Annotated in this window: 20 protein-coding genes; 18 read left to right on the forward strand and 2 right to left on the reverse strand. The window is 39.8% G+C overall.

The window, feature by feature from the left end; genetic code table 11:
- Nucleotides 1–128: 128 nt before the first annotated feature.
- The 13 genes from hpsE (H6G77_RS22395) to H6G77_RS22455 all read left to right on the forward strand — a co-directional run bounded on the left by hpsE (H6G77_RS22395) (nucleotide 129) and on the right by H6G77_RS22455 (nucleotide 13,830).
- Entirely contained in the window at nucleotides 129–1,094 is a 966-nt protein-coding gene (hpsE, locus tag H6G77_RS22395; protein WP_190588653.1) for a hormogonium polysaccharide biosynthesis glycosyltransferase HpsE, read from the forward strand.
- A 5-nt stretch (nucleotides 1,095–1,099) separates the two neighbouring features.
- Nucleotides 1,100–2,095, forward strand: coding sequence for a hormogonium polysaccharide biosynthesis glycosyltransferase HpsE (hpsE, locus tag H6G77_RS22400; RefSeq protein ID WP_190674508.1), 996 nt, complete (start codon nucleotides 1,100–1,102; stop codon nucleotides 2,093–2,095).
- Complete coding sequence (locus tag H6G77_RS22405; protein ID WP_190872775.1) at nucleotides 2,092–3,063, forward strand: glycosyltransferase; 972 nt, start codon at nucleotides 2,092–2,094, stop codon at nucleotides 3,061–3,063. The genes hpsE (H6G77_RS22400) and H6G77_RS22405 overlap by 4 nt, the downstream gene beginning before the upstream one ends.
- A 99-nt stretch (nucleotides 3,064–3,162) precedes the next feature.
- Nucleotides 3,163–3,765, forward strand: coding sequence for a type II secretion system protein (locus H6G77_RS22410; RefSeq protein WP_313954516.1), 603 nt, complete (start codon nucleotides 3,163–3,165; stop codon nucleotides 3,763–3,765).
- Between the two features lie 33 nt (nucleotides 3,766–3,798).
- Nucleotides 3,799–4,461 (forward strand): TIGR04282 family arsenosugar biosynthesis glycosyltransferase, encoded by a 663-nt coding sequence (locus tag H6G77_RS22415; RefSeq protein ID WP_190872777.1) that lies wholly within the window; start codon nucleotides 3,799–3,801, stop codon nucleotides 4,459–4,461.
- A gap of 254 nt (nucleotides 4,462–4,715) precedes the next feature.
- Complete coding sequence (locus H6G77_RS22420) at nucleotides 4,716–5,552, forward strand: HpsJ family protein (RefSeq protein WP_190588658.1); 837 nt, start codon at nucleotides 4,716–4,718, stop codon at nucleotides 5,550–5,552.
- 94 nt (nucleotides 5,553–5,646) lie between these two features.
- Nucleotides 5,647–6,537 (forward strand): glycosyltransferase family 2 protein, encoded by an 891-nt coding sequence (locus H6G77_RS22425; protein ID WP_190674521.1) that lies wholly within the window; start codon nucleotides 5,647–5,649, stop codon nucleotides 6,535–6,537.
- Nucleotides 6,538–7,092: 555 nt separating this feature from the next.
- Nucleotides 7,093–7,815 (forward strand): DUF502 domain-containing protein, encoded by a 723-nt coding sequence (locus H6G77_RS22430; RefSeq protein WP_190588660.1) that lies wholly within the window; start codon nucleotides 7,093–7,095, stop codon nucleotides 7,813–7,815.
- Nucleotides 7,816–7,918: 103 nt separating this feature from the next.
- A complete protein-coding gene (gene nusB / locus H6G77_RS22435; protein ID WP_190588661.1) occupies nucleotides 7,919–8,560 on the forward strand; it encodes a transcription antitermination factor NusB in 642 nt (213 codons plus the stop codon).
- 215 nt (nucleotides 8,561–8,775) lie between these two features.
- Nucleotides 8,776–10,338 (forward strand): signal recognition particle-docking protein FtsY, encoded by a 1,563-nt coding sequence (ftsY, locus tag H6G77_RS22440; protein WP_190872778.1) that lies wholly within the window; start codon nucleotides 8,776–8,778, stop codon nucleotides 10,336–10,338.
- Between the two features lie 757 nt (nucleotides 10,339–11,095).
- Nucleotides 11,096–12,487, forward strand: a complete 1,392-nt coding sequence (locus H6G77_RS22445) for a SpoIIE family protein phosphatase (protein WP_190588663.1) — start codon at nucleotides 11,096–11,098, stop codon at nucleotides 12,485–12,487.
- A 115-nt stretch (nucleotides 12,488–12,602) separates the two neighbouring features.
- Nucleotides 12,603–13,148 (forward strand): photosystem II reaction center PsbP, encoded by a 546-nt coding sequence (gene psbP / locus H6G77_RS22450; RefSeq protein WP_190588664.1) that lies wholly within the window; start codon nucleotides 12,603–12,605, stop codon nucleotides 13,146–13,148.
- Nucleotides 13,149–13,236: 88 nt separating this feature from the next.
- The gene (locus H6G77_RS22455; protein WP_190588894.1) at nucleotides 13,237–13,830 is read left to right on the forward strand and encodes a nucleoside triphosphate pyrophosphatase; all 594 of its coding nucleotides are present in this window, start codon (nucleotides 13,237–13,239) and stop codon (nucleotides 13,828–13,830) included.
- Between the two features lie 62 nt (nucleotides 13,831–13,892).
- Here the strand turns inward: H6G77_RS22455 and H6G77_RS22460 are convergent, their stop codons facing one another.
- Nucleotides 13,893–14,150 carry a hypothetical protein gene (locus tag H6G77_RS22460; RefSeq protein WP_190588665.1) on the reverse strand — a complete coding sequence of 86 codons (258 nt, stop codon included), beginning with the start codon at nucleotides 14,148–14,150 and terminating at the stop codon, nucleotides 13,893–13,895.
- 194 nt (nucleotides 14,151–14,344) lie between these two features.
- Here H6G77_RS22460 and H6G77_RS22465 point away from each other — a divergent pair, with 194 nt between their 5' ends.
- From H6G77_RS22465 to H6G77_RS22480, 4 genes are all read left to right on the forward strand, one after another.
- Complete coding sequence (locus H6G77_RS22465) at nucleotides 14,345–15,082, forward strand: phycocyanobilin:ferredoxin oxidoreductase (RefSeq protein ID WP_190872779.1); 738 nt, start codon at nucleotides 14,345–14,347, stop codon at nucleotides 15,080–15,082.
- A 1,018-nt stretch (nucleotides 15,083–16,100) separates the two neighbouring features.
- Entirely contained in the window at nucleotides 16,101–17,540 is a 1,440-nt protein-coding gene (locus H6G77_RS22470) for an HlyD family efflux transporter periplasmic adaptor subunit (protein ID WP_190588667.1), read from the forward strand.
- Between the two features lie 218 nt (nucleotides 17,541–17,758).
- Nucleotides 17,759–18,913 (forward strand): ABC transporter permease DevC, encoded by a 1,155-nt coding sequence (devC, locus tag H6G77_RS22475; RefSeq protein ID WP_190588668.1) that lies wholly within the window; start codon nucleotides 17,759–17,761, stop codon nucleotides 18,911–18,913.
- 293 nt (nucleotides 18,914–19,206) lie between these two features.
- A complete protein-coding gene (locus H6G77_RS22480) occupies nucleotides 19,207–19,941 on the forward strand; it encodes a DevA family ABC transporter ATP-binding protein (RefSeq protein ID WP_190588669.1) in 735 nt (244 codons plus the stop codon).
- 186 nt (nucleotides 19,942–20,127) lie between these two features.
- On the opposite strand, the gene H6G77_RS22485 is transcribed toward H6G77_RS22480, so the two are convergent.
- Nucleotides 20,128–20,910, reverse strand: a complete 783-nt coding sequence (locus H6G77_RS22485) for a hypothetical protein (RefSeq protein WP_190588896.1) — start codon at nucleotides 20,908–20,910, stop codon at nucleotides 20,128–20,130.
- A gap of 115 nt (nucleotides 20,911–21,025) precedes the next feature.
- Here H6G77_RS22485 and H6G77_RS22490 point away from each other — a divergent pair, with 115 nt between their 5' ends.
- Nucleotides 21,026–21,820 carry an HAD family hydrolase gene (locus H6G77_RS22490; protein ID WP_190872780.1) on the forward strand — a complete coding sequence of 265 codons (795 nt, stop codon included), beginning with the start codon at nucleotides 21,026–21,028 and terminating at the stop codon, nucleotides 21,818–21,820.
- Nucleotides 21,821–21,838 lie beyond the last annotated feature (18 nt).

Here is a 21,838-nt window from a genome sequence, read left to right on the forward strand (position 1 = left end):
GAGTTTAAATCTTACCTGTTTAGCAATTGATTAATTAAAATAAACAACACTCTATTTAGGAGTGTTGTACATACATTTTATTCTTCACATTTTTAAAGTAGAATCTCAAAAAAAACAACCATCAAGACATGACTAAAAGCCTAGATTTTACCGTTGCTATTCCAACTTACAATGGAGCAGTTCGCCTACCTGAACTACTAGAAAGACTGCGAAATCAACAACATACTGAAAATATCACTTGGGAAATTATTGTTGTAGACAATAACAGTACAGATAATACTGCCGAAGTTGTTCAAAGTTATCAAGCAAATTGGCGATATCCCTATCCTTTAAAGTATGTATTTGAAGCCAAACAAGGAGCAGCTTACGCACGAAAACGTGGAGTAGCAGAAGCTTCAGGTAAATTGATAGGGTTTCTTGATGACGATAACTACCCGCTATTAAATTGGGTAGCAGAGGCTTATACTTTTGCTCAAAAATACCCCCAAGCTGGAGCTTATGGTAGTCAAATTCATCCAGATTGGGAAACAGAACCATCAGAAGATTTTCAAAGACGTATTGCTCCTTTTTTAGCAATTACAGAACGTGGAGATGTACCTTTACTCTACGAACCTAAAAAGAAATTATTACCTCCCTCTGCGGGACTAGTTGTGAGGCGACAAGCTTGGTTAGAAAGCGTACCACAAAAAACCATATTAACTGGTAGAACCCCTGGTAATATGCTCACTAGTGAAGATTTAGAAGTACTATGTTACATCCAAAAGGCAGGATGGGAAGTTTGGTATCACCCCAGTATGGAAATTTATCATCAAATACCAAATTCTAGATTGCAAAAAGATTATTTACTTCCTTTTTTTGCAGGAATTGGACTTAGCCGCTACGTTACTAGAATGATTAACATACAACCTGCACATAAACCAATTGTACTTCTGATTTATATGCTAAATGACTTACGCAAAATTATAGCTCACTTGCTTAGACATGGCACAAAAATCAAAATTGATTTAGTGGTAGCTTGTGAAATGGAATTATTCATAAGTAGTTTTATTAGTCCATTTTATTTATTTAATGAAGGTTATTTTAACTCTAAATAATTATTATGAATGAGATATTGAAAAATAACTATGATATTACTGTAGCTATTCCTACATACAATGGAGCTAGTCGATTACCTAAACTTCTAGATTTGCTTTTGACTCAAGTAAATGTAGAGAATCTACAATGGGAAATTATTATTATTGATAATAATAGTTCAGACAATACTGAATTTATAATTCGGGACTATCAAAAGCTTTTTAGCCATAAGGTGCCAGTAAAATACTTTTTAGAAACTCAGCAAGGTGCTGCGTTTGCAAGATTAAGAGCAATATACGAGGCCAAAAGTGAGCTAGTAGCTTTTTTAGATGACGATAATTTACCCGATCTTAATTGGTTAGCAGAAGCTTATGCTTTTGGAGATATATATCCTCAAGCTGGCGCTTGGAGTGGTCAAATTCATGGTAATTATGAAGTAAAACCACCAGAAAATTTTGAAAAAATTCAAGGTTTTCTTGCTATCAGAGAACACGGAAGTGAAGCACATCAATTTGAACCAGATAAGTTAAGGCTACCACCTGCGGCAGCACTTGTTGTCCGCAAACAAGTGTGGCGTGATTATGTTCCGCAGAAACCGTCATTGACTGGAAAATTACCTGGTGTATTTGTTCAAGGAGATGATTATGAACCATTGCTTTACATACACCGAGGTGGTTGGCAAATTTGGTATAACCCCAACATGCACACTTATCACCAAATTCCTCGCTGGCGATTTGAGAAGAGTTATTTGTTAAATTTGGCTCGTGGTTGCGGTTTGTGTATTTTCCAACTCCGGTTAATCAATGCTAAAAATTGGCAAAAACCAATGATTTTATGCAAAACTGTTTTGGGAAATTTGCGGCGAATTTTAAATCATCTGATTAAGTATAGAAGAGGTTTAAGCAGTAATTTGATTGCACTTTTTGAAATAGAGTTTTATTGGGCTAGTATGATGAGTCCTTTATATGCTTTACGATGCTATTTGTCTAATAAATTTGTAGATAATTTAGATAAATTATGACTAATGTCATTCAAAATATTCCCAAAATTTCTGTAATTATTCCAACTTATAACAGCGAAAGAACTATTAAAACAACTATAGATTCTGTATTGAGCCAGAGTTTTACAGATTTTGAGTTGATTGTCATTAATGATGGTTCGACAGATTCAACTTTAGATATTGTTTCACAAATTCAAGACTCACGCCTTAAGGTATTTTCTTTTGAGAATGCTGGTGGTAATGTCAGCCGCAACCGAGGACTACAGAAAGCAGTTGGAGAATTTATTAGTTTCTTAGATGCGGATGATGTTTGGACATCTGATAAGTTGGTAAGTCAGTTAGAGGCTTTGCAAGATAATATTGATGCGAAGGTTGCTTATAGCTGGACTGATTATATAGATGAAAATGGTAAATTTTTAGTTTCTGGAAGTCATATTACTGTTAATGGTGATGTGTATGAGAGATTGTTAGTAAGTAACTTTTTAGAAAATGGTTCTAATCCATTAATTTATAGAGAAGCTTTAATTGAATTAGGCGGTTTTGATGAATCACTAAGTGCTGCTCAAGATTGGGATATGTGGTTGCGGTTAGCTGCTAGATATTCTTTTGTTTGTGTCCCGAAAGTGCAAATTTTGTATAGAGTCAGTGCTAATTCGTTATCTTCTAATTTAGTTAGACAAGAAAAGGCTTGTTTATATGTCTTAGAAGGTGCATATCATACTAGAGAATTAGTAAATAAAAATGTTTGGAATTTAAGCCTAACTAACCTTTATAAATATCTAGTATGTAAATCTCTCCAAGAACCATTTAATCGAAAAAAAGGAATATTGGCTGCTAGGTTCTTATACTTATTTTTTATTTACGATACTGCAAGATTAAAGCGAGTTAATTTTACGTTTAAGTTACTACTTAAAATTGCTATAATAGTTATTCTACCAACAAAAATATCAACAAAAATACTTAACAAAATCATAATGAAAACTGCATAGCTTTTGGAAATTAAACTTGGTACGTGATCATTAAATTAATTGTAGAAGTATTTTCAGGTGCATTTATTTTATAGGGGTAAGTTAAAAAATATCTTATATGTGGACTCCTGTAGTGGCTTTACATTACCGGAGATTTTAGTCATTGTTTTAATCTTTGGTATTTTAGCTGGGCTGCTCTTACCAAATTGGTTAGCTTTTGTAGATAGAAGTCGTCTTAATACTGCTCAAGATAAAGTTTATTTGGCTATGCGTCAAGCTCAAAGCCAAGCTCTAAAAGAAAAAGTGAGTTGGCAAGTAAGTTTTCGTGAGGAAAATAATGTTGTGAAGTGGGCAGTTCATCGAGCAGATGCTAATTTTTTTATTTCTGATGCTGTGAATAATAATGCCAATTTATGGCAGAATTTAGAGACTAATATTCTGATTGATAAAAGTTTAAATAATCGCAATACATCTGAGACGACTGTACCAAAACATACTTCTCAAGCAATTTGGCGTGTTGTTTTTAACCACCAAGGTTGTCCAGTTTATCAGCCTGGAGACGAATGTACTAATACATCACTGCGAACGTTAGGACAAATTACTTTATACAGTTATAAAAATGGCAAGGCTAGGCGATGTGTCTATGTTTCTACGATTTTAGGCGCAATGCGAAAGGGCAGAGAACGTTCTAGTGCTAATGAAAACGATAAGTATTGCTATTAAAATATTTGAGTCGCTAACAGTTAAGGTTATTACGTGCTGAAATTATCAGAAGTCCAAAAGCAGCACTTGATTATTTTTACGCGCTATCCAGAACCAGGAAAGACCAAAACTCGGCTGATACCAGCTTTGGGTAGTGTTGGTGCTGCTCATCTGCAACAGCAAATGACAGAATATACTCTGTTGCAAGTTGGAGAATTACAAAAGACGATTGGTGTTTCTGTGGAAGTGCGGTTTGCTGGTGGTGGTTTGGAGTTAATGCAAGATTGGTTGGGTGGGGAATTACTTTACGCATCTCAAGGTGAAGGCGATTTAGGTACAAGGATGGCGCGATCGCTGGTTGATAGTTTCCGCAAAAATGCTGAATATATAATTATCATTGGTAGCGATTGTCCTGGTGTGACATCTCAAATTTTGGCAACAGCTTTTCAAGAACTACAAACTGTTGATTTGGTACTAGGGCCAGCTATTGACGGTGGTTACTACTTAATTGGTGTGCGTCGCTTCATCCCGGAATTATTCGCTAACATCGATTGGGGAACTTCTCAGGTATTACAACAAACTGTAGATATTGCGGCTGACTTGGGTGTCTCATCTATATACTTACCAACTTTAGCTGATGTTGACCGACCAGAGGATTTGTCTATTTGGCAGGAAGTGCTTCAGCAGTCAGTTTATTTGCGAAAAACCAGAGAGTAGAAGCTGAAAATAAAAGTTGTTTTTTTGATTAATATCAGCTAATCTCGTATCTTCAAACACCATGTATTTTCTGAAGACACTCAAGTTAACTAGTGCTACCGTGGTGTAGTTTCAAACCTACAGGTATCCACTAGGATTACCTTTGCCTTTTCTATATAAGAGATAGTTTTATTGAACAGGCAGAGTTACAGGAACAATATTCCAGTAACTTTAAATAGGACAATCACTCTGACTCACTATTAAGTTTGGAAAATATGACTAATCGTTTTACTTCCGGGAACGCAGCCCTTGGTCTCAAAGTGATTGGGGCAGTTTTAATTTTGTCCTTTTTGCTAGACTTTCTAATTTTATTGCTACCCTTTCAACCTACTGATCGTGGCTGGCAAATTAACTTAGCAACAGCCCTAGTTGACCGGGGGATTGTACCTATGGTGGGCTTAGGTTCTCTGTTGATTGGCTATTGGATTGATGGTGCTAGTGATGGTGGCCCTAAAGGTATCGATTTACGATTGCCAGCGTTTATACTTTCTAGTGTCTTGGGTCTAATTTTCTTGTTGATTTTTCCCTTGCACCTGAACAATGTCAATCAAGCCAAAGCACAAACTGTCACTCAAATTACTCAAGAAGCTGATCAAGCAGAAAAACAACTAGACACCCAGTTGAATCAATTTCAGGCGCAACTCAATACAGATCAGGGGAAAGCGCAATTAGAACAACTCCGCGCCCAAGCCAGGGCGCAGTTTGCTGACTTGCTCAAAGATGATCAAAAGTATAAACAAGCTCTGGCAAATCCGCAATTGCCGCAATCACAGAAAGACTTACTCCAGAAGTTTAAAGCTAATCCGCAAGAACTGGACAAATTTATTGACCAACAAACAGATCCTCAAGCACTGGCGAATCAAAGAAAAGGACAAATTCGTCAGCGTAAGGAAGATGCAGAAAAACAAGCAAGAGACAATGCTTGGAAATCTGGCTTACGGATTGGAATTAGTAGTCTTTTATTATCTGTTGGGTACATTATTATTGGCTGGACAGGATTAAGAGGTGGCGGTGCTTTACAAACAGGTGGACGTAAAGCTGCTGCACGGTAAAAAAGTAGGGAGTAGGGAGTAGGAATTATTGTGACCCTCCTGCCTCCTGCCTCCTAAAAATTAACTGTTAGGAAAATCGCTATAAAATCTGCAAATGTTCTCAATTTACATACTGACATATAACGAAGAACTAGATATTGCACCTTGTATTGAGTCGGCAATGCTTTCGGATGACATTATAGTTGTGGATTCGTGCAGTAGCGATCGCACTGTGGAAATTGCCAGTCGCTATCCTGTACGGGTTGTGCAGCACGCTTTTGAAAGCCACGGTCGTCAACGCACTTGGATGCTAGAATCTCTACCCCCGAAATATGAGTGGGTTTATATTCTGGAAGCTGATGAACGGATGACACCAGAGTTATTTGCGGAATGCACACAAGCCACACATAACCCAGATTACATTGGTTACTACGTTGCTGAACGGGTAATGTTTATGAATCGTTGGATTCGCTATAGCACCCAATATCCCCGTTATCAGATGCGTCTTTTCCGCCACGGTAAGGTCTGGTTTACAGACTATGGTCACACAGAACGAGAAGTATGTGATGGTGCTACTAGCTTTATCAAGGAAACTTACCCTCATTACACTTGCAGTAAAGGTTTGAGCCGTTGGATTGAAAAACATAATCGTTATTCTACCGATGAAGCCAAAGAAACAGTACATCAACTAGAAAATGGCACAGTTGTTTGGCGAGATTTATTTTTTGGCAAAACTGAGGTAGAAAGACGGCGTGCTTTAAAAGACTTGTCTTTGCGTTTACCAGCTAGACCTTTTTTGCGTTTTCTTTATATGTATTTTCTGTTAGGTGGCTGTTTAGATGGTCGCGCTGGGATGGCTTGGTGTACTTTGCAAGCTTTTTATGAGTACCTAATTTTGCTGAAAGTCTGGGAAATGCAGCATCTACCTACACCTACCTTAGCTGAAACACTATCCCAAACTGAGAAAAGCAAGGTTGTCGCTACACAAACTGCTGGAGAAGGGTAAAAAAGGACTTACACACCAAGATTTTCTGTGGAGATTGGGTATTGAGGGTGTAAGGGTTTTGAATACCCACACCCCTTTAAATTTCGGAAATCAAACCGGAGTCTTCTGTTTTATTAAAATTTATAACAAAAGTTTTTCAGAAAAACATCCTTTACTTGCAGCTTAGTTCTAAACTAGTTACAAGTGGATTTTTAGTTGTCATACATAGGTTTCAGAAACATAGTCAGATTTTGAGCGATCGCGGTAGTATTAGTAATAATTAAAATATTTGCAACATTCATTTACAAGCTGTACAAAGAAAAGTAACATCCTCACAGATGGAAGAACTATCGGTAGTTAGCTATATCTTTCTGTATTCAACATCGAACTAGCGAAAAATCAATACTTTTCTGGTCTGAACAGCATATTATCAAGATAAAAGCTATTTAGTGACAGCTTTCTAAAATAGAACAGGGTAAAAAATATTACTAGTACAGCCTTCTAACCTTGGGCGGTTGCTGGTATGAATTTCCGCTTATCTAGAGTTTCACTAGCCAAGAAAAGGAGAAACTAAGTTTGGTAATCGATCGCTTAAAGCAGGACTTGAAAAATGACCTGATAGCAGGATTGTTAGTGGTTATCCCCCTAGCAACCACCATCTGGCTCACAATCACGATCGCTAATTGGGTAATCGACTTCCTTACCCAAGTTCCCAAACAACTCAATCCCTTTGATGGGCTACACCCAATTTTAGTAAATATACTAAATTTAGCTGTGGGTTTAGCAGTACCACTGTTAAGTATTTTGTTAATTGGGTTAATGGCTCGGAATATTGCTGGGAGATGGTTATTAGATTTTGGTGAGCGAGTATTACAGGCAATTCCCTTAGCGGGACAGGTATATAAAACCTTAAAACAACTGTTAGAGACTTTACTTAAAGATTCTCCAGGCAAATTTCGCCGTGTGGTTTTAGTTGAGTATCCCAGACAAGGCATTTGGGCGATCGCATTTGTTACAGGTGCGATCGCCAATGAAATTCAATCCCAAATGCCTCGCCCAATGTTGAGCATTTTCATCCCAACGACACCCAACCCGACTACAGGATGGTATGCAGTAGTACCAGAAGAAGATGTGATCAATCTTTCAATGTCAATCGAAGATGCTTTTAAAGTGATTGTCTCTGGTGGAATTGTGGCACCGAATACGCCCTTACCCCCGCTAGTTTTAGGCAAAGAACAAAATTTAGCGAGTTTAACCAGGGAATCAAAACATTCAGTAATTTCCGTCGAGGAAATATAAAATTTATCCGGCAAAGACACAAGTAAATAGATATTATGAATGTCTGGCTTTGTAGCAATCAATTAAATTTTCACCCTAATTCAGTGCTTAGGCACTCACTTCCATGCAAGACCGCAAACCCCAACAAATCGCTCGTGAACTGGCGCTGTTAAGTCTCAGCCAGCTGCCAGTCAACCCTAAAAAACTCACCGAAGAACATCTGCCTAAATTGGTATTAGCAACCGTGCGTACCTTAAGGGCAGAAGTGCAAGATACCTTAGACAACGCTGCGGCGGAATTGCAACGCAGTAACGATCGCCTATTAACTAGCCAAACTCGCGCTGCTGATATGAATACTGCGAGAACCATGCTACAAGAAGCGATCTCTTATACCCAAACCGCCATCAATCAACTTGGCGCAGCAGTTGAGTTTCCCGAATTAATTCAACTCGCCAACCAAGACAGAGAAGTTGGCAGATATGCCATTCAAATTGTCAAAACCGTGAATGAGCATCGGATCTTGATTGATGAACAAATATCGGCGGCTTTGGTAGATTGGCAAGTCAACCGTCTAGCTCAAATTGACCGCGACATTCTCCGTATCGCTGTAGCTGAAATGACATTTTTAAACTTGCCTGACAGCGTAGCCATCAACGAAGCTGTTTTGTTAGCCAAACGCTACAGTGGCGATGAAGGTCATCGATTTATTAATGGAGTGCTGCGGCGATTCACAGAACAAAAAAAACTTCCTAGTGTTTTATCCTAACTTTGTAACCATTCTGAATGCTAAGTTGTGAGTTGAAGGTGAGGAGAAGTCAGGTACTTGTGAGGGATGAATTACCCCCTCCCAGTAACCCGAAATTGAGAGGTGAGGATATCCCGGAGGATTTCACCACAGGGAAGAGTAACAAATTCTATTAAACTCTTAACTTACGAACTCATAACTCCTAACTTAAATCACAACTAACACTGTTAGCAGCAATGGCTTTTAATTGGTTTCGTCGTCAATATAACGATTCTTCTGCTACTCCCTCTGAAAACCAAGAGGCAGAAAATACTCCCACACCTGTAACCGAACCAGAGGCAACCGAAACATCAAATACTAACCCAGAAACTGCACCGGATTCGGCCGCAGATTTGTTGGCGTTTGCTAAAGCTGCCTATAAAAATATCCAGCAAAAACAACAAATAGAAACTGGAGAACCAGCCCCAACAGACACGATAGCCGCAGATTCACAAGAGGTCACAACTCCCAGCCAAGAACCTGCGGCAACTGTCGAAACACCACAACCAGAAGTAGCAACTACTGTTGAGGAAGTAGCTGTTACAGAAACAGAAATTACAGCCAGTACGGAAGAAGTAACATCACAAGAAACTCAGGCCACCGAGACGGCTGCATTATCTTTTTTAGAACGGGCAGCAGCAGAACGGCAAGCCAAGCAAGAACGCTTAATAGCTAGTGCCATTGAAGTTACACAACCAGAGGTACAGCCAGCAAGTGTGAGTGAAGCAACTGCCGCAGAAATACTAGATTTGGCATTTGATGAAGGGTTTGTCTGGTCAGCAGAATTATTGGCGGCTCAAGGTAGACGTGCAGAAGACATTTCGATTGAAGAAATCACTTGGCTGAAAAAGTTACGCCAAGGATTAGACAAAACCCGGCGGAACATCGTCAATCAACTAAAAGCCATTGTTGGACAAGGGCCACTCAACCAAGCAGCAGTAACCGAAATTGAATCTGTATTGTTACAAGCTGATGTGGGTGTAGAAGCCACAGATTATATTATCAGTGCTTTACAACAAAAACTGCGGGAAGAAGTTACACCTCCAGAAGAAGCGATCGCTTACTTAAAACAAATCTTACGGGATATGTTAGAGGAGCCTATTCGCAAATCTGAGAAAACCAGCTTTGCCCCAGATAAAGACAATTTAAATATTTGGTTAATTACTGGTGTAAATGGCGCTGGCAAAACCACAACCATCGGTAAAATTGCCCATTTAGCTCAAAAATCTGGCTACAGATGTTTGATTGGCGCAGCAGATACTTTTAGGGCGGCGGCTGTCGAACAAGTCAAGGTTTGGGGAAACAGAAGTGGTGTAGAAGTCATTGCCAACCCTGGTAAAAATACAGACCCCGCCGCCGTGGTGTTTGATGCGATCGCAGCCGCCCAAGCACGCAACACAGAATTATTATTAGTTGATACTGCGGGAAGATTGCAAAATAAAAAGAACTTAATGGATGAACTCACAAAAGTTCGCCGCATCATCGACAAAAAAGCCCCAAACGCCAAAATCGAATCTCTATTAGTTTTAGATGCTACCCTTGGTCAAAATGGTTTGCGCCAAGCCGAAGTATTTTCCCAAGCGGCCCAACTGAGTGGCGTAGTATTAACCAAATTGGATGGTACCGCCAAAGGTGGTGTCGCATTGGCTGTAGTCCAACAATTAGGTTTACCAATTCGCTTTATTGGGGCTGGTGAAGGAATTGAAGACTTACGCCCATTTTCTAGCTACGAGTTTGTTGAAGCTCTCTTGAGTGGCTAAATCTGTATGGGACAAACGCAAAAGTCAGGTATGTAAGAAGGGTGTAGGGGTCTAGGTATGCAAAACCCTTATACCCTTACACCCCTACACCCATTCTCAACCAGTAATCTTTTTGCGCCAGTCCCAACCTTGTAAACCCAATTGAGAACTGCTATAAATACTGAAAAAAACAAAAAAGCTCAAGTAAGTTCGTTGGTAAGTTAGCAAAAGCCTATTGTTATCAGCAAATCAGCTTGTCCAAATTTAGGAGTATATATATTGAAGTGAATTTCCAGAAAAACTGACAAATATTCTCTAAAGGTAAATTAAAAGTTAGAAAAATGCTCTAGCTGATCCAGTTAAAGTGATATTTTCCCTGAAAATTTTAAGTTATGGTTTATTTCAGTATCTGAATATTTCTCTGAGACAAGAAAAAATCTCAAAAATTGGCAAAAATAATTAATCAATTAATTAAGGAATTTTATGTTTCATGATGTATGATTTGCTAATTGACTGCCGTGAGCGTGAGAATTTTCTCAGCAATGGAGGTATTTACTGATTTATACTCATCAGCTTTTGCGTAAAAACACATGAAATTTATGTATCTGGATTTAGGTAGAAATAAAATCAGCGAATGCTATAGTTTTTTATCGCTCTCGCTTACGTCTTTCTACTCTTGCTAAATTGACTTATCTTGTCTCAATATGATTTAGCAATATTTTGCCGCAAAGAGTTATTAATCAATTGAAAATCTACTACTCTTAACTGGATATTATCTGTGCCTGTGTCTCAAGTACCCTTTCAACCTACTGATGGTAATAATAGTGCCGCGACGGATGTCACACCAGTCGTAGCACTAAAAGAACTTGTGGCAAGGTTGCATCGAGAACAGAACAAAATTCAAGATTTGCTGAGTTCTTTAGGATTTGCCCTCAGAAGCTTCAACAATTTAAATCAGTTTTTAGAACTGATTCCCTTGATGGCCACAAGGGTGACAGATGCTGATGGTAGTGCTTTATTTCTCTACAAGCCTAACGGTCAAGTTAGGTTAGAGCAACTCCACTGGCAGGATAGTCGCCAGCGCAAAAATATTCGCAAAGCTTTAGAAACAGCCAGTAGTCAAGTTACATTACTGCCCAACAGCACACCTTTGGCGAGTTCCACCGGTATATTAGATGATCAGATGCACCGCTATTTGGGGCCTGATGTGCAAATATTCGGCACGGCAATTTTAGTTAAGCATACAGAACGCGGCTGGCTCTACGTTTTAAGTCGTGACCCTGACTATAGCTGGACAGAAACCAGACAAAAGCTAGTGCGCTTGGTTGCAGACCAAACAGCAGTAGCAATTGAAAACGACGAACTAGCTGTAGAACTGCGGAAAAAAGAACGCCTAGACCAAGAATTAGAAATTGGGGCAGAAATTCAACGCCGACTTTTACCGCGTCAATGTCCGAATATTCCTGGTGTATCACTAGCAGCACGTTGTAAACCTGCTAATCGTGTGGGTGGTGATTATTACGACTTTATTCCCACCAATCATAACCAGTTGCAGTTAATCAATAGAGTATCTCCAGAAAATAGCCGTTGGGGTTTTGTGATTGGGGATGTGATGGGGAAAGGTGTTCCCGCCGGATTAATTATGACGATGATGCGGGGAATGCTGAGAGGCGAAGTCTTACATGGCAATTCCCCGGCGGGGATTTTGCAAAATTTGAATCGAGTGATGTATGCGGATTTGGAAAATTCCCACCGCTTTGTGACGTTGTTTTATTCTGAGTACAATCCCAGAAATCGGATTTTATCTTACAGTAATGCTGCACACAATCCGCCTTTGTGGTGGCACGCAGCCACAAAAACAGTTAGCCGCTTAGATACTTTGGGGATGCTGATTGGTTTAGATGCTAACAGTCAATATGAAGATGCCCAGGCACAGTTAGAACCTGGAGATACTGTAATTTATTATACAGATGGACTGACGGATGCGGCGGCGGCTAGTGGCGATCGCTTCGATGAAGAAAACTTTGTAGCAGCCTTCAGCGCCGCTTGTCGCTATTGCAACGGGCCAGAAGAAATCGTGGATTATTTATTTAACCAAGTTCAGCAGTTTATTGGTACTGATAGGCAAAACACTGATGATATGACACTTTTGGTTTTGCAAATTGTTTAATTTTTGACAAATGACTCATCACCAATGACGAGATGAAGCGACCCCGTTGGTGGGACAATAAAAACGATACATAATGTTTAATTTTTGTTACTTCCCGCCAAAGGAATCTCTAACAATGTGGAAAAAAATTGCAATTATTTGCTTATTAATGTTGAGCTTTAGCTTGATTAATCCTGGTGTAGCTGCTGCGGCTGGATTTAAAAGCTATGTAGATACTGCTGATGGTTATCAGTTTTTATACCCTAATGGCTGGCTATCTGTGAAAGTTGCCAATGGCCCTGATATCGTATTTCATGATTTGATAGAAATCTCGGAAAATGTTTCTGTCGTGATTAGTCCGGTTCCTGAAGGTAAAACCTTAAAAGAATTGGGCGCTCCCACAGAAGTTGGTTATAAACTTGGCAAAGCGGCCCTTGCACCTCCAGATTCTGGTCGCACAGCCGAATTAGTTGATGCGCGAGAAAAGGATAATGAAGGCAAAACCTACTATATATTAGAGTATTTAGTCAAACTCCCAAATTCTCAGCAACGACATAACATCGCTAGTGTTGCTGTTAGTCGTGGCAAACTGTTTACCTTTAACGCCTCCATTCCTGAAAAACGTTGGACAAAGGTGAAACGGACGATGGAAAATGTTGTCGATTCTTTCACCGTGTATTAATTATTAATTAGGGAGTGGGGAGTAGGGAGGGAGACAGGGGAGGCAAAATGACAAATGACAAAGAACAAATGACCATTGACCAATGACAATAAATATTCCTCAATTTGTATTGGCTTCTGCTTCTCCTGCACGTCGGCGTTTGCTGCAAACGGTTGGGATTGAACCGATAGTTATACCCAGTGATTTTGATGAGTCACAAATTCAACTGAGTGATCCTGGTGAGTTAGTGCAGGTTTTAGCTCAACGTAAGGCAGAAACGATCGCACCACAGTTTCCATCAGCTTTAATTATGGGCTGTGATTCGGTTTTGGCTATTGATGGTAAGATTCATGGCAAACCAGCAGATGCAGCAGAAGCGATCGCTCGTTGGCAATTTATGCAGGGTAATATAGGCGACTTATACACAGGTCATGTGTTGATTGACACTGCCCAAAACCGGACTTTGGTTAAGTGTCAGGTGACGAGGGTTTATTTTGCAACCATGAGCGATCGCGCAATCCAAGCTTATGTCGCTACTGGCGAACCTCTCAAATGTGCTGGTGCTTTTGCTTTGGAAGGTTTTGGTAGTTTATTTGTTGAGAAAATAGCAGGCTGTCACAGTAATGTCATCGGTCTCAGTTTACCTTTGCTGCGGCAGATGTTGGCAGAACTGGGATATGAAGCCACTGATTTTTGGCAATAAATTAACTCATCACAACGGGACTTACGCCAAGTCTTCTGAAATTGAGAGTTTTTGCGTAAGTCCTAAACTATTGACCCTTGACTAAGACGCAATGTCACTTCCCCATGATCTGGAACCCAAGCTAACCACTCATCGGCAGAAACTTGGCAAAGTAACAATGCTTCATCATAGCTGTATGGGCTAAGAGGTTCGACAAGGCGCACCCAGACAGCAGGTTGACATGACTTGAGGGAATTTTGACTATAGGCTTTGCTTAACCAAGCTAGGTTTTGTCTAACTGCTGGGACAGCACAATTTGGTCTTTGAGTATTAATTTGCATAACCGAAGACTCCCTGATGAATGAAAATCAAAATAATTCTGTAACTAAGACTACAAAATAAGTAATTCATTTGAAAAGTCAATGTCTTATAACTTTACGTAACTATATGTAACAGTTTGCTTAATGTTGCGCGGCAGAATAGAAGTGGCACGGCTGGCTGTAGACTGGCCTTAGATAGCATTTCTGATGAGAATATGTCATTTACTTCAACTCCCTCACTCCGTGAACAACAACATCCCCTAATTCGGCAGTTAGCTGATAGCATCGAGGCGGCTTGGCACAAGCATTTAGAACTGTCGCCTTACCATTTACCAGCAGAGTTGGGATATGTGGAAGGTCGATTAGAGGGTGAAAAACTGACAATTGAAAATCGCTGCTATCAAACACCACAGTTTCGCAAAATGCACTTAGAACTGGCGAAGGTGGGAAATATGCTGGATATTTTGCATTGCGTGATGTTTCCGCGTCCAGAATATGACTTACCGATGTTTGGTTGCGATTTAGTTGGTGGTAGAGGGCAAATTAGTGCAGCGATCGCCGATTTATCTCCGGTACACTTAGACTTGACCTTGCCAGTTTCCTATACAAATCAACTCACCGCACTGACAACAATAGAATTTTCCCAACCGCGAGAATTACCAGAATGGGGTCACATCTTCTCGGAATTTTGCTTGTTTATCCGTCCTAGTTCCCCAGAAGAAGAAGCGATGTTCTTGGAACGTGTGCAGGACTTTTTAGAAGTACATTGTACCCAAGCGATCGCAGCTAGTCCAATTTCTCCCGAACAAACTCAGGAAATTATCGCTGGACAACGCAACTACTGTACCAAACAACAACAAAACGATAAAACCCGCCGCGTCCTAGAAAAAGCCTTTGGGCAAGAATGGGCAGATAATTATATGACGACAGTATTATTTGATTTACCAGAATAAGTCCTGAGTCATTTGTTCTTTGTCATTTGTTATGTGTAAAAAGCAGTCCCGATGAAACAAGTTTCACAAGCTTTGTATGAAAGTGGGACTCGTATTTTTACTCAGCACTTAGAACTCAGCACTCAGCACTTTCAACTCAGGAGGTAGAAATTAGGAAACAGAAGGAAAAAATTTCAGGACTTACGCAAAAATTCTCAAAAAGCTTAATTTATCGAACCGCCAAGTCGCCGAGAACGCCAAGAAATCGTAGAGTCTGCGTAAGTCCTAAATTTTATACTACATTTGACGAAGCAGAGCAAAACCCATCTACACACTTCAGACTTTCTTCCCCTGCCGCATCTGTAGATTCTGTTACGTTTTCCTGCAACTGATAAATGTAGAATTTAGTTATAGCAAGAAGCATATAGATTAGGAAATTTTGAACATACAAATGCTGAAAGAATACTAATGCTTCTACCTCCTACCTCTGGTTGGTGAGCGCAGTCGAACCACTGCCTCTTGCTATGACAATAGTTTAATGGAGTTTAACCATAGCTGTAGCATCTGTGGAGCGAATTTACCAATGAGTTCAAAGTTAACAAACCTAATAATTAGTTGACTACAAGTTTAAGGAAACTGTAATGTTAGGGATGCGCTATTTGAGAAAATTGATTGAAAATTTGTAATTGCTAGTTCATAATTAAGTTTCTGATAAAGATTGAGTTTCCAACTGAACCGGGGTTGCTTTTCAAAGCGGTGGATTCTCATTGATATTTTAATTACACATTAGCAATTGTCTTGATTGTTGCATCTATTGAATAACTAGTAGTTTGTCCCATTAATTTTGCTCTACCACTACTGAAAATTAATGAGATAAACGCTACCTACTATTAGCGCCATGATGTCAAAGTTGTGGCTCTAAGTATTAATTGGCATCAAATTTCAGAGGGTATTTAGTAGAGGTAATTTATCAAATCTCTACTACGTCTCATACTTTTTTATATCCATCAGCACATTTTTAAATAAACAGGCAACAACCATGTCAAGGGTGACTGAGAAGCCAAGATCAAGGCCACCAATACTTGATCCAGAACAACCTAAGATTTGGTGGGGCATCGCTGTAGCCTTACCAATAGTAATCGCTGCGGGGTTACTAACTACAGCTAAAGTTGAGCAATTGAAAAAGATTAACTCATCTGTACCAGTCAGACCAGTTGCTAACACTATTAGTGCAGTAGGGCGTTTAGAACCACGCGGTGAAGTGATTAAACTTTCTGCACCAGCAGCCGGATTACAATCTGCATCACGAGTGAAGCAACTGTTTGTCCGCGAAGGAGAACAGGTGAGAAAAGGACAAGTGATTGCCCTTTTAGACAATCATGACACTCAGTTAGCCAATGTCGAACAAGCAAAAGCCAAATTACTAGAAGCGCGTGCTAATTTAGCCCAAATTCGAGTGGGTTCACCTAGAGATGTACAAGCGCAACAAGCGGTAATTGCTCGACTAGAAGCTCAGTTACGCGGTGAGAGGGATGCTCAACAAGCATCCATTACTAGAATTGCATCGCAGTTGAGTGCAGAAAAACTAGCTCAACAGGCGACAGTCGATCGCTTGGAAGCAGAATTGCGCGGACAAAGTGATAGCTTAAGAGCCACTTTGACACGTATCCAAGCCGAACAGCGTAATGCTCAAGTTGATGCTGGACGTTATGATTTTCTCTATCGCCAAGGTGCTATCTCGCAGCAAGAACGAGATAGACGGCGACTGAGTGCGGTTACAGCTCAACAGCAGGTAGTGGAAAGTCAGGCTACTTTGCGACAAGCGATCGCAACTTTGCGTCAACAAGTTGCAGAAGCTAGGGCGAACCAAGTCAAAACCTTAACCAGCTTACAACAGCAACTAATTGAAGCTAGAGTCACCCGTGACAAAACTGTAGCCACTTTACAAAGACAACTCGACGAAGAACGAGCCAGACTCAAGAGATTGATAGAAGTTGATCCGACGAATGTTCAAATGGCGCAAGCACAAGTTAGTAATGCGATCGCTACTGTGAGACAAGCCGATGCAGAACTGCGATTAAGCTACGTTCAAGCACCAACTTCTGGAGAAATTTTAAAAATTTACACCAAGTCAGGCGAAGCCATCAGCCCCAATGGTATTGCTGAAATTGGTCAAACTGAGCAAATGATGGTGGTTGCAGAAGTTCCAGAAGATAGTATTAGTAAAGTTCGGATTGGTCAAAGTGTTGCTGTCAGTAGTGATAATGGCGCTTTTGAAGGTGAATTAAAAGGAACTGTGGCTGAAATTGGCAGAAAAGTCGGTAAAAAAGATGTGTTGAATAATGATCCGGCTGCTGATGTTGATGCCAGAGTTGTAGAAGTTAAAATTGCCATCTCTCCAGAAGATAGCAGTAAAGTTTCTGGCTTAACTAATGCCAAAGTTCTGGTTGAAATTAATAACCCATCAGCTTCTAATTAAGTAGTAGGAGGCAGTGGTTCGGCTTCGCTCACCAACCAGGCAGGTGTTCACTGAGCGTAGTCGAAGTGAGGCAGGAGGTAAAAGTTTGATTATTCCTGGCATTCCAGCTTTCAAAATTTCCTCACATATCTGACTACCGCCCTAGCTTGTGAAAATACACATTGATCAGATGAACAGTTACTAATCTGATTCATTCCAGAAGACCATTGATAAATAACATGATTCAAAAAATACCTCTCGCTTGGCTACAAATGACGCGAGATAAAACGCGATTAGCCGTAGCTTTAGCTGGGATTGCTTTTGCTGATATTTTGATGTTTACCCAACTCGGTTTCCGAGATGCACTTTATTACAGTAACGTGCAGTTACATAGTAGTTTAAATGGTGACATTGTTTTAATTAACCGCCAATCTAATGCGATTTTGTCTATGAAAAGCTTTTCGCAACGGCGGTTATATAAAGCTTTGGATTTGCCAACAGTACAATCAGTACATCCCATATATTTAGATTACACTGCTTGGAAAAATCCAGTCACAGGGCGGTCACGTACTTTACTTGTGTTTGGCATTAACCCGGAAGTTAATTTATTTAATTTACCTGGAGTTTCTGAAAATCTCGACAGATTAAAGCTACCTGATGTAGTTTTATTTGACCGTTCTTCTAGGCAGGAGTATGGGCCGATCGCCTCTGATTTTGATCAAGGTAAAACTGTCACTGCCGAACTCAGAAGACGCAAAATTAAAGTAGTCGGATTGTTTACTTTAGGCACATCTTTTGGTGCGGATGGTAACTTAATTACCAGCGATGTTAATTTTTTACGTATCTTTAATACCCGTCAGCAAGGCTTAATTGATATTGGCGTAATTAAAGTCAAGCCAGGAGCAGATGTTCAGGCTGTAGCGAAAGATTTACGCCAATATTTACCCCAAGATGTGAATGTATTGACTAAACAAGATTTTATCGATTTTGAACGTCATTATTGGGCAAGTAGTACAGCCATTGGCTTTATTTTCAGTTTAGGAACAATTATGGGTTTTATTGTCGGGACTGTAATTGTGTACCAAATTCTTTATACAGAAGTGTCCGACCATTTATCCGAATATGCAACTTTAAAAGCTATAGGCTATACACAAAAATATTTGTTAACAGTGATTTTACAAGAAGCTTTATTATTAGCTTGTTTGGGATATTTACCTGGATTATTTTTTACAATTTTAATGTATCAAAAAGCCAAAGATGCTACACTTTTACCAATTTTTATGACTTTTGACAGAGCAGTTTCGGTATTAATATTAACCATGATTATGTGTTTTATATCTGGTGCGATCGCTGTACGCAAGTTACGTTCTGCTGACCCGGCTGATATTTTCTAAATCATTTTGATAAATATGTAGCAAGCAATCAGTTTTTATTATCAAAATGATATATATTTAATGCTTAAACTGTCACTATAACTGTAAGAACTTAGAATACAGAATCCAGAAGCCAAAGTTAATAAGAGTTTGATAACTAATACTATAAGACTATCAAAACTTTCATCTGGCAAACTCTTGATTGATTTATGATGCTGAATTCTGAATTCTGACTCCTGAATTCTTACTCATAATTTGCAGACAGGCTCTAGAGTTCCGAGAAGCAATTATCAACTTCTAAACAACAACTGAACATGAGACAAGAACCTGTAATTGCCATTAAAAATCTGAATCATTACTATGGCAAAGGCTCACTAAAAAGACAGATTTTATTTGACATTAACCTGGAAATTTATCCAGGAGAAATTGTGATTATGACAGGCCCTTCTGGCTCAGGTAAAACAACATTACTGAGTTTGATTGGCGGTTTAAGGTCTGTCCAAGAAGGTAATTTAAAATTTTTGGGTGTAGAATTATTCGGCTCTAGCCAAACTCAACTAGTACAAATTCGGCGTAACATTGGCTATATTTTTCAGGCGCACAACTTACTAGGATTTTTAACTGCGCGGCAAAATGTCCAAATGGCGGTAGAACTGAATGATAAAGTCAGTCAAAATGATGCGATCGCCAAAGCAGAAACCATGCTAACTGCTGTTGGCTTAAAGAACCGAGTTAATTACTATCCTGATAACTTATCTGGGGGACAAAAACAAAGAGTTGCGATCGCTCGCGCCCTAGTGAACAATCCGCCACTAGTGTTAGCAGACGAACCAACTGCCGCCTTAGATAAACAATCAGGGCGTGATGTTGTAGAAATTATGCAGCGTCTCGCCAAAGAACAAGGAACTTCCATTTTGTTAGTAACACACGACAACCGGATTTTAGACATAGCTGATCGGATTGTCGAAATGGAAGACGGCCTTTTAGCCCGTGACTCCCAAAGCGCCGTTATTAGTTACGATGCTGGAGCATGGAGCGAAAAAGCATAACATACATAGTAGGGGACAGGTAACAGGCTTTTGCCGTGAGCTTTAGTCGAACGGTGACATTTGCTATCTAGATTTGATCATTGACGAATGTCTTAACTACCTTGGCTATGGCTATACCAATTTGTAGTTGATACAAGAGACTCTTTTTCTTTCCCTATTCCCTACTCCCTACTCACGACTCCCAGTCTATTTAGCTGGGGCATTTGCTTGGCGACTAGTCCGAAACGTGACATTTACGCCATCATTGGATTGTTCTAACACTAGTAATGGTGTGGGTTTAGCTTTTTGATCCCAGTGCATAGTAGCAAGGCGACCTTGAATTGTCGGTTGCCATGTATCTTCATCGTCCATCGGGCTAAGATAAGTCTCGATGCAATCAATAATTTGGCTAATTGTGGCGGAAGTTGCTTGGGTGGGTAACTTCATCAGCTTAACTTGAATGCGGAATAGCACCCGTTTCGCAATGTTTGGCGGTGTACCACTTTCATATTCAACATCAAAAATCTCATCCACCTGTCGCCCTGCACTATTGGCTATTCCCACAGTCCCTTGTTGAGATTGGTTGGGACGCAAAGCTTGAGAAATTTTATCTTTGACTCTGATTTTAATTTGGTTCAGAATCGCAAAATGAAATACTTCTTCAGACATCCGCATCCGTAAATAATCGAGGTTGAAGTCCCGTGAGTTTACCAAATCCGGGTTAGTTTCCATTTTGCGGATTGTGTCTAGCGCCAGTTTAAACTTTTTCTCTAGCTCTCTAGCACGGAATTTTTCAAATTTAATTTTTTTCTCTAACTTAGTCATCTGGATTTTGCCAAACACAATCAACCCAATCACCGCTACAGCCAGCCCTCCAGAGGTAATTAATAAAAAGGGCGGTGCTGGGGAAGGTTCACTAGCGGCTGGTTTTTGAGTAACTTTTTTTGTTTTTGCTGGTGGAGATTGCGCCAGAAGTATAGGATTTAGCATGGTAACAATAAATTTACTTGTCATTGTTTAGAATGCCCAAATCCTCAAGGTCATATTGCTGTGTTATTAGTATTTTTAACAGCTTTTTATAAACTGCGTATATACAGTTACTAATATGTATTATTTAAATCTAATTCCTATATCTCAAGCTGCATCTAGTTGCTGGAGTAATATCCGCCTGATTGCTACTGATATGGATGGGACTCTAACCAAGGAAGGAAAGTTTTCTACTGCGTTATTACAAGCGTTAGAAGAATTAACAGCATCTGGAGTTGATGTATTAATTGTCACGGGACGTTCTGCGGGTTGGGTAAGTGGAATTAGTAGCTTAATGCCGGTTGCAGGTGCGATCGCTGAAAATGGTGGTATCTTCTATCCCAAGGGTAGTGAACAGCCCATTGCTTTAACTGCGATTCCTGACTTAACATTGCACCGCCAACAATTAGCAGCCGTTTTTGCCGAATTAAAACAGAAATTTCCCCAAATTCAAGAATCTGCGGACAATCGTTTTCGCCTCACAGACTGGACATTCGATGTCGAGGCTTTAACTGTAGAGGAATTACAAACTTTAGGTAATCTCTGTGAATCAATGGGGTGGGGATTTACTTACAGTACAGTGCAGTGTCATATCAAACCCCAAGGTCAAGATAAGGCCGTGGGTTTATTGCAAGTATTACAAGCACATTGGCCTGACTACTCACCCACACAAGTTGTCACTGTTGGTGATAGTCCCAATGATGAGAGTTTATTTGCAGCCAATAATTTTCCTGTTTCTGTGGGTGTAGCGAATATCGTAAAATACGCCAGTCGCTTACAAAATCGACCAATTTACGTCACCAGTGCAGCTGAAGCCGCAGGATTTTGTGAGTTAGCTAGTTATATTTTAAAATCGTCTACTCAAGCAGAATAATTATGCGATCGCCATTCA

Source organism: Aulosira sp. FACHB-615 (genome assembly GCF_014698045.1).
Taxonomy (GTDB): Bacteria; Cyanobacteriota; Cyanobacteriia; order Cyanobacteriales; family Nostocaceae; genus Nostoc_B.

Coding starts and splice junctions, on each gene's coding strand:
- hpsE (WP_190588653.1), top strand. CDS start 129: ATGACTAAAAGCCTAGATTTTACCGTTGCTATTCCAACTTACAATGGA.
- hpsE (WP_190674508.1), top strand. CDS start 1,100: ATGAATGAGATATTGAAAAATAACTATGATATTACTGTAGCTATTCCT.
- H6G77_RS22405 (WP_190872775.1), top strand. CDS start 2,092: ATGACTAATGTCATTCAAAATATTCCCAAAATTTCTGTAATTATTCCA.
- H6G77_RS22420 (WP_190588658.1), top strand. CDS start 4,716: ATGACTAATCGTTTTACTTCCGGGAACGCAGCCCTTGGTCTCAAAGTG.
- H6G77_RS22425 (WP_190674521.1), top strand. CDS start 5,647: ATGTTCTCAATTTACATACTGACATATAACGAAGAACTAGATATTGCA.
- nusB (WP_190588661.1), top strand. CDS start 7,919: ATGCAAGACCGCAAACCCCAACAAATCGCTCGTGAACTGGCGCTGTTA.
- ftsY (WP_190872778.1), top strand. CDS start 8,776: ATGGCTTTTAATTGGTTTCGTCGTCAATATAACGATTCTTCTGCTACT.
- psbP (WP_190588664.1), top strand. CDS start 12,603: ATGTGGAAAAAAATTGCAATTATTTGCTTATTAATGTTGAGCTTTAGC.
- H6G77_RS22460 (WP_190588665.1), bottom strand. CDS start 14,150: ATGCAAATTAATACTCAAAGACCAAATTGTGCTGTCCCAGCAGTTAGA.
- H6G77_RS22465 (WP_190872779.1), top strand. CDS start 14,345: ATGTCATTTACTTCAACTCCCTCACTCCGTGAACAACAACATCCCCTA.
- H6G77_RS22470 (WP_190588667.1), top strand. CDS start 16,101: ATGTCAAGGGTGACTGAGAAGCCAAGATCAAGGCCACCAATACTTGAT.
- devC (WP_190588668.1), top strand. CDS start 17,759: ATGATTCAAAAAATACCTCTCGCTTGGCTACAAATGACGCGAGATAAA.
- H6G77_RS22480 (WP_190588669.1), top strand. CDS start 19,207: ATGAGACAAGAACCTGTAATTGCCATTAAAAATCTGAATCATTACTAT.
- H6G77_RS22485 (WP_190588896.1), bottom strand. CDS start 20,910: ATGCTAAATCCTATACTTCTGGCGCAATCTCCACCAGCAAAAACAAAA.
- H6G77_RS22490 (WP_190872780.1), top strand. CDS start 21,026: ATGTATTATTTAAATCTAATTCCTATATCTCAAGCTGCATCTAGTTGC.